This is a genomic window from Halorubrum sp. AJ67, assembly GCF_000513435.1.
In genome coordinates this window covers 52,888-54,518 of the sequence record NZ_CBVY010000019.1, presented here as the reverse complement: position 1 = coordinate 54,518, position 1,631 = coordinate 52,888, and the positions used below count along the sequence as shown (strand labels likewise).

Here is a 1,631-nt window from a genome sequence, read left to right as displayed (position 1 = left end):
CGGGGTCGAGGTAGGCGTCGTCGCCGGTGTAGAGGAAGGCGTTGGCGAACGCGCGGGTCACCGCGGCGTTCGTGTCGAGGGGCTTCTCGTAGGCGACGTCGCCCCAGTCGCGGGTGCCCGCGTACCGGAAGAACCCGCCCGCGACGTCGTCGGCGAGGTGGTCGCGGACCGCGTCGAGCGTCCGGAGCGCGCGGTCCCGGTCGCGCTTCAGCGCGAACTCGACGGTGCGCGGCAGCGGGAACTTCGCGTCGGACCCCCAACCGGCGTACTCGTCGTCGTACTTCACCTCCAGTTGGCCAGCGAGGTGGCTCTCGATGGCGTCCGTCAGCTCGCCGCGGGGCGGGAGGTCGGCGTCAAGCGCGCGGGGGATCCGCCCCGCCTCGCGGCCCTTGTCGGCCCACATCGTCCGGACCGATTCGAGGACCTGCCGCATGCCGTCGACGTCGAGGTACCCCGCGCCGGTCAGCAGCGTCCCATCGGGGGTGAGGAAGGCGGTCGTCGGGAACCCGCCCATGTTGTACCGCTCGCGGACTCGCGGGTGGCGGTCGACGTCGACGCGGACGGGGACGAACCCCTCGTTGACGTTGGCGGCAATCCGCGGCTCGGCGTAGGTGACGGCGTCCATCTCGTGACAGCCCTCGCACCACGTGGCCGACAGCGAGAGCAGCACCGGGCAGTCACGCTCGTCGGCCTCGGCGAACGCCTCGGGACCCCAGTCGCGCCACTCGACGCGAGTCTCGTCGCTCATACCCGCAGTCGGACCGGGCCGGGGGTAAGCGCTTCGAGAGCGGAAGGCGAGGGAGGCGGCGGTCGGCGAGGGATAACAGCAACAGAGGGCGGGAGGGCGTCGCGTCCGTGTCCACGCGGCGCGGCGGCGGTCGTCCGAGCGGTTCGACGGCGGTCCTCAGCGCTTGTGGTCGTGGCCGAGCGCGAGCGCGAGGGCGTTCGCGAACAGCAGGGCGACGAACAGCTGGCCGGTGCCGCCGTCGAGCCCAGAGTGTAGCAGGACGGGGTACGTGGCGGGAATCGCGATGGCCGCCCAGAAGGCCGCGGCTTTGACGGTGCCGGTCATCAGCCCGGCGAGCCGTTCGCCGGAGGCGATCTGCGTGGGAGCGGGGGTTGACATGGACACCTCTCCGTACGACGGGGGACCACATATAGCCCGACGAGGGTTCGGTAAATTTCACCACGTTTCTCGACCGTCCGGGACATTTTAAAAGCCTCTCAGAAACGTTTTAACTATTTATCGGACCAGCTAATCCTTTGTTTCGGGATCCAAGCCGATCCGTCGGTTTCGGACCGATCCGACTGCCACGGATCGGCTCACACGACGCGAGGACCGGCCCGGTCGCGGCGGTGTCGGACGCGAGCGGCTGCCGCGGCACCAACCGATTTGTCCGTCGGGGGCGAGGGGAAGATATGACCGGAACCGATCGCTGCGACCGACGCGAGGACCGAACCGACCGAGACCGTTCCGCGGCGCGCACCGACGGTGGCCGCCCGCGGGTAGCGGTCGTCGCTTGCGGCGGCACCATCGCCTCGGAGCCGGGAGACAACGGTGCGGCTCCCGAGAAGACCGGGGCCGACCTCGTTGAGGCGGTGCCGGCCGTGACGGACCACGCGCGGGTGAC

The 1,631-nt window shown here is 70.2% G+C and carries 3 protein-coding genes; 1 reads left to right on the top strand and 2 read right to left on the bottom strand.

Annotation, left to right across the window (positions count from 1 at the left end; all coding sequences use genetic code 11):
• Together BN903_RS13060 and BN903_RS13055 are read right to left on the bottom strand one after the other, a co-directional pair.
• Positions 1-748 (bottom strand): DUF255 domain-containing protein (locus BN903_RS13060; protein WP_048078148.1); only part of this gene is annotated, 748 nt, incomplete at its 3' end.
• 156 nt (positions 749-904) lie between these two features.
• Positions 905-1,126 (bottom strand): hypothetical protein, encoded by a 222-nt coding sequence (locus tag BN903_RS13055; protein WP_048078147.1) that lies wholly within the window; start codon positions 1,124-1,126, stop codon positions 905-907.
• A gap of 293 nt (positions 1,127-1,419) precedes the next feature.
• On the opposite strand from BN903_RS13055, the gene BN903_RS18215 reads away from it, so the two are divergent.
• The coding region (locus tag BN903_RS18215) for an asparaginase domain-containing protein (protein WP_048078146.1) at positions 1,420-1,631 on the top strand (212 nt) is incomplete at its 3' end.

What these genes read in the sequence shown, in the direction of transcription:
- BN903_RS13055 (WP_048078147.1), bottom strand. Translation starts at nt 1,126, where the DNA reads ATGTCAACCCCCGCTCCCACGCAGATCGCCTCCGGCGAACGGCTCGCC.